This is a genomic window from Streptomyces sp. NPDC057654, assembly GCF_042800135.1.
Lineage (GTDB): Bacteria > Actinomycetota > Actinomycetes > Streptomycetales > Streptomycetaceae > Streptomyces.
On the sequence record NZ_JBHVHQ010000605.1, the window covers coordinates 1 to 5377 of the forward strand.

Annotated in this window: 4 protein-coding genes and 1 pseudogene; 4 read left to right on the forward strand and 1 reads right to left on the reverse strand. The window is 69.6% G+C overall.

The features are described 5' to 3' along the window. Nucleotides 1-252 (reverse strand): annotated as a pseudogene (locus tag ACFU99_RS31715) (hypothetical protein); the annotation flags it as partial. A gap of 290 nt (nucleotides 253-542) precedes the next feature. On the opposite strand from ACFU99_RS31715, the gene ACFU99_RS31720 reads away from it, so the two are divergent. The 4 genes from ACFU99_RS31720 (at nucleotide 543) to ACFU99_RS31735 (ending at nucleotide 5305) form a co-directional block, all read left to right on the forward strand. Continuing rightward, nucleotides 543-1766: an ROK family protein gene (locus tag ACFU99_RS31720; RefSeq protein ID WP_384398583.1), complete on the forward strand. Its 1224-nt coding sequence runs from the start codon at nucleotides 543-545 to the stop codon at nucleotides 1764-1766. Between the two features lie 154 nt (nucleotides 1767-1920). After that, nucleotides 1921-3030: a substrate-binding domain-containing protein gene (locus ACFU99_RS31725; RefSeq protein ID WP_384398585.1), complete on the forward strand. Its 1110-nt coding sequence runs from the start codon at nucleotides 1921-1923 to the stop codon at nucleotides 3028-3030. 188 nt (nucleotides 3031-3218) lie between these two features. Then, nucleotides 3219-4007, forward strand: a complete 789-nt coding sequence (locus tag ACFU99_RS31730; protein ID WP_384398587.1) for an ATP-binding cassette domain-containing protein — start codon at nucleotides 3219-3221, stop codon at nucleotides 4005-4007. After that, nucleotides 4004-5305, forward strand: a complete 1302-nt coding sequence (locus ACFU99_RS31735) for a sugar ABC transporter permease (RefSeq protein ID WP_384398589.1) — start codon at nucleotides 4004-4006, stop codon at nucleotides 5303-5305. Before ACFU99_RS31730 ends, ACFU99_RS31735 begins: the two co-directional genes overlap by 4 nt. The last annotated feature ends 72 nt before the right edge of the window (nucleotides 5306-5377 follow it).

Genomic DNA, 5377 nt, shown 5'->3' on the forward strand with positions numbered 1-5377 from the left:
GAGCGAGCCGGCCAGCCGCTCCAGCGCGCGCGGCACCGCGCCGGGCGCGTACGCCTGTGCCTCTTCTTCCGGCTCGCCGCCGGGCTCCTCCATACCCGGACGCAGCGCGAATATCCGGGCGCGCGGCGACCACGACCACACGGCGCGCACCTTCGGGTCCCGCACGCCGGGCCGTCTCCGACTGGGCTCCTCGGTGAGCCCGTAGATCGCGTCGGCCTCCAGCCGCAGCAGTTGTTCGTCGTCCCAATTCATCCCGTAAGGCTAGGTCGTTGCCGCGCCCGCACTGCGCCGGGCCGCCGCCCCGGGCAGGGGCGATGAAGGGGCGATGAGGGGCGCGCCAGGCCCAGCATCGAAGATATGTGCGAACATGGGAAGATTCTCCGGGGCTCGCCGGTGGATGCCGCTGTTCAAGGTCTTGACGGGATACAACCGGGCCAGCTCAGCTTAGAGTTCACATGTTGTAGACATGGCCGGGCTCCATGGACGTGGTCCGGCCGACGGGGCGGCCGTCGTGCCGTCTTACGAGGCGGGAGTGGATGGGCGTGGAGACTCCGGGATCGCAGTCGTCGCTGCACCGGGCCAACCTTGAGCGGGTCGTGCGCGCGGTGCGGATGGCCGGGTCGCTCACCCAGGCCGAGATCGCCCGGACCACGGGGCTGTCCGCCGCCACGGTCTCCAACATCGTGCGGGAGTTGAAGGAAGGCGGCACGGTCGAGGTCACGCCGACCTCCTCCGGCGGACGCCGGGCGCGCAGCGTCTCGCTCTCCGGGGACGCCGGCATCGTCGTCGGGGTCGATTTCGGCCATACGCACCTGCGGGTCGCCCTCGGCAACCTCGCCCACCGCGTGGTGGACGAGGTGGTGGAGCCGCTGGACGTGGACGCGTCCGCGGAGCAGGGCATGGACCGGGCCGAGACGCTGGTCAGCAGGCTGATCGAGAACAACGGCATCAGCCGGCACAAGATCGTCGGAGTGGGGCTCGGCGTGCCCGGCCCCATCGACGTCGAGTCCGGAGTACTGGGTTCCACCTCGATCCTGCCGGGCTGGGTCGGCACCAACCCGCGCGACGACCTCGGCGCCCGGCTCGGGGTGCCGGTGTACGTCGACAACGACGCCAACCTCGGCGCGCTCGGCGAGCTGGTCTGGGGAGGCGGGCGCGGCGCGGCCGACCTCGCGTACATCAAGGTGGCCGGCGGCGTCGGGGCCGGGCTGGTGATCAGCGGGCAGATCTACCGCGGGCCCGGCGGCACCGCCGGGGAGATCGGCCACATCACCCTCGACGAGTCCGGGCCGGTGTGCCGGTGCGGCAACCGCGGCTGCCTGGAGACGTTCGCCGCCGCCCGTTACGTGCTGCCGCTGCTGCACTCCAGCCACGGACCGGACCTCACCATGGAGCGGGTGGTGGCGCTGGCCGGCGAGGGCGACCCCGGCTGCCGGCGCGTCATCGCGGACGTGGGCCGGCACATCGGCAGCGGCGTGGCGAACCTCTGCAATCTGCTCAACCCGAGCCGCGTCGTGCTCGGCGGCGACCTCGCGGACGCCGGTGAGCTGGTGCTCGCCCCCATCCGCGACTCCGTCTCGCGGTACGCGATCCCCAGCGCGGCACGGCAGTTGGAGGTCGTGCCCGGTGCGCTGGGCGGCCGTGCCGAGGTGCTCGGCGCGCTGGCGCTCGTACTCAGCGAGATGGGCGATTCGACCCTCTTGGACCGGACCCAGCCGACCGCGCAGACTGCCGGGCAGGCGACCGACGCCACCGCCCTTGCCTGACCACTGCCGCTCGCGTCTCTTGAGTTCACGCAGATAACGAATGGCATCGTTGCCATCTCGTTAAGGATTTACTTATTGACGCTCCCCTGGCAGCCGAGTTGACTTCCAGCCACCTCGGCCGCAACGACGCGGCCTCGTCAGGGAGGTATCTCACGTGAACACGCAACTGCGTCGTGCTGCCGTGGCCGTGGCCGCCGTCTCGATGGCCGCCGGACTCGCCGCCTGTGGATCGGCCAAGGAGGCCGGCGACAATGGCGGGAAGAAGAAGGACAAGAGCGGCCCGCTGACCATCGGGCTGCTGCTGCCGGAGAACCAGACCGCGCGCTACGAGCGGTTCGACCGGCCGCTCATGGAGAAGAAGATCAAGGAACTGGCGGGCGCCGACACCAAGATCGTCTATGAGAACGCCAAGCAGGACCCGTCCGTCCAGCAGCAGCAGGTCGACACGGTGATCACCAAGAAGGTCGACGCCCTGATCCTGGACGCCGTGGACGCCAAGTCCATAGCCAGCTCGGTCAAGAAGGCCGACGACGCGGGCATTCCGGTCGTCGCCTTCGACCGCCTCGCCGAGGGCCCCATCAAGGCGTACACCTCCGTCGACAACGAGCGCGTCGGCAAGATCCAGGGCGAGTCGCTGCTCAAGGAGCTCGGCGACAAGGCGTCCAAGGGCCAGATCGTCATGATGAACGGATCGATCACCGACCCGAACGCCAAGTCCTACAAGGACGGCGCCCACTCCGTGCTCGACGGCAAGGTCAAGATCGGCCGGGAGTACGACACCAAGGAGTGGAAGCCGGAGAACGCCAACCAGAACATGAAGGGCGCCATCGCCTCGCTCGGCAAGGACAACATCGTCGGCGTCTACTCCGCCAACGACGGCATGGCGGGCGGCATCATCACCGCGCTCAAGGGCGCGGGTTACACCAAGCTGCCGCCCGTCACCGGCCAGGACGCCGAGCTCTCCGCCGTCCAGCGCATCCTCACCGGCGAGCAGTTCATGAGCGTCTACAAGCCCTACAAGCCCGAGGCCGACGCCGCCGCCGAGATGGCCGTCGCCCTCGCCAAGGGCAAGTCCCTCGACGGCATCGCCAAGTCCACCGTCGACAGCGGCACCGCGAAGAAGGTCCCCTCGATCATCGTCGACCCCTTCGCGCTGACCAAGGCCGACATCGGCAAGTACGTCGGCAAGGAAGGCTTCTTCAACCTGGACGAGATCTGCACGGCCAAGTACAAGGCCGAGTGCGACAAGGCCGGTCTGAAGTAGGCCGTCGGCGGCGAGCCGCTGATTCCCTCGCCCTGTACGGGAGTCGCGTACGTACGCGCGTCGCGCGGCGCGTACCCGTACGGGCACAGCGCACCCCCGAAGTCCGTCCGGCGCCCAGCGCCTCATCCCACCCCGCCGAGGGCCGGGCGCCGGATGCCACACCCCCGCCGGTCCGGCGGGCGAAGGAGATGATTCACGTGTCCGCTACGCCCGTGCTGGCGTTGCGCGGGGTCTCCAAGCGGTTCGGCGCCGTGCAGGCGCTCACCGACGTTGAGCTGGAGATCCACCCCGGCGAGGTGGTCGCCCTGGTCGGCGACAACGGCGCCGGCAAGTCCACCCTGGTCAAGGCCATCGCCGGGGTCGGCCCCGCCGATGGCGGCACCATCGAGTGGGAGGGCCGGGCCGTCACCGTCGACCGGCCGCACACCGCCCAGGCGCTGGGCATCGCGACCGTCTACCAGGACCTCGCGCTCTGCGACAACCTCGACGTCGTCGGCAACCTCTTCCTCGGCCGCGAGCTCAAACGCGCCGGGATCCTCGACGAGGTGGAGATGGAGCGGCGCTCCCGCGAGCTGCTCGCCACCCTCTCGATCCGCATCCCGAGCGTCCGCATCCCCGTCGCCTCGCTCTCCGGCGGCCAGCGGCAGACCGTCGCCATCGCCCGTTCGCTGCTCGGCGAGCCCAAGGTCGTCATCCTCGACGAGCCGACGGCGGCGCTGGGCGTCGAGCAGACCGCGCAGGTGCTCGACCTCGTGGAGCGGCTGCGCGAGCGCGGCCTCGGCGTGATCCTCATCAGCCACAACATGGCCGATGTGAAGGCCGTCGCCGACCGGGTCGCGGTGCTCCGACTCGGCCGCAACAACGGCATTTTCGAGGTGCGGACCACCTCCCAGGAGGAGATCATCTCCGCCATCACGGGCGCCACGGAGAACGCCGTGACCCGCCGTGAGGCGCGTACCACGGAGGCGCAGAAATGAGCGCGAACCTGTCCCGCACCGAGGGCGACCCCGTAGACGGGCCGGCCGTGTCGGACGCCCCGGCCGCCGAAGGCGCCGTGACCGTCGTCGACCCCCGGCTGCTCGTGCGCCAGCAGGGCTTCAAGGGCTACCTCGACGACTTCTGGCGCAAGGTGCGCAGCGGCGAGCTCGGCTCGCTGCCCGTGGTCATCGGCCTGATCATCATCGCTCTGGTCTTCCAGTTCCAGAATGCGCGGTTCCTCAGCGCGGAGAACCTGAACAACCTCTTCGTCGACGCGACCGGCACCGGGCTGATCGCCGTCGGCATCGTCTTCGTGCTGATCCTCGGCGAGATCGACCTGTCGGTGGGCTCGGTGAGCGGCCTGGCCGCCGCGATCTTCGCCGTGCTGAACGTCAATCACGGCATGCCCGAATGGGAAGTGCTGATCCTCGCGGTGGTGAGCGGCGCGCTGGTCGGCGCGTTCCACGGCTTCTTCTTCGCCCGGATCGGCGTACCGGCGTTCGTCGTCACCCTGGCCGGCCTGCTCGGCTGGAACGGGCTGATGCTCCAGATGCTCGGCTCCAACGGCACCATCAACATGGATTCCGACGGGCTGCTCTCCCAGTTCACCAACTACTACTTCAGCGACGTCGCCGTCGCATATGGGGTGGCGCTGCTCGCCGTCGTCGCCTTCTTCGGACTGTCCTTCCTGGACAGCAGGCGACGGGAGGCGGCCGGTGTGCCCAGCCGGCCGCTGAGTGAGATCGTGCTGCGCACCGTCTTCGTCGCGGTGCCCGCCTTCCTCGTCGCCTGGCTGTTCAACAACTACAAGGGGCTGCCGCTCGCGGTGGTCATCTTCATGGTGTTCGTCATCGGCTTCGACTTCGTGCTGCGGCGCACCTCGTACGGGCGGAAGATCTTCGCGCTCGGCGGCAGCGTCGAGGCGGCCCGCCGCGCCGGCATCAACGTCGTCGCCATCCGGATCTCCGTCTTCGCGCTCTCCGGCACGATGGCGGCGATTGGCGGGCTCTTCCTGGCTTCCCAGCTCAATGCCGCCAACCAGTCCTCCGGTGCGGGCAGCCTGCTGATGAACGCCATCGCGGCGGCAGTCATCGGCGGCACCAGCCTCTTCGGCGGGCGCGGCAAGACCTGGTCGGCGCTGCTCGGCGTGCTGGTCATCCAGGCGATCACGTCCGGCATGGCGCTGCTGGGCGTCGCCGCCGCCATCCGGGACATGATCACCGGCGCGGTGCTGCTCGCCGCCGTGGTGATCGACTCGGTGTCCCGGAAGACGCAGAAGACGGCCGGGCGGGCGTAGCGGGCGCGTATCCGGGCCTTCGGCCCCCGCCCGGTAATCCTACGCCGTCTCCGCTCCCGCCTCGACTTCATC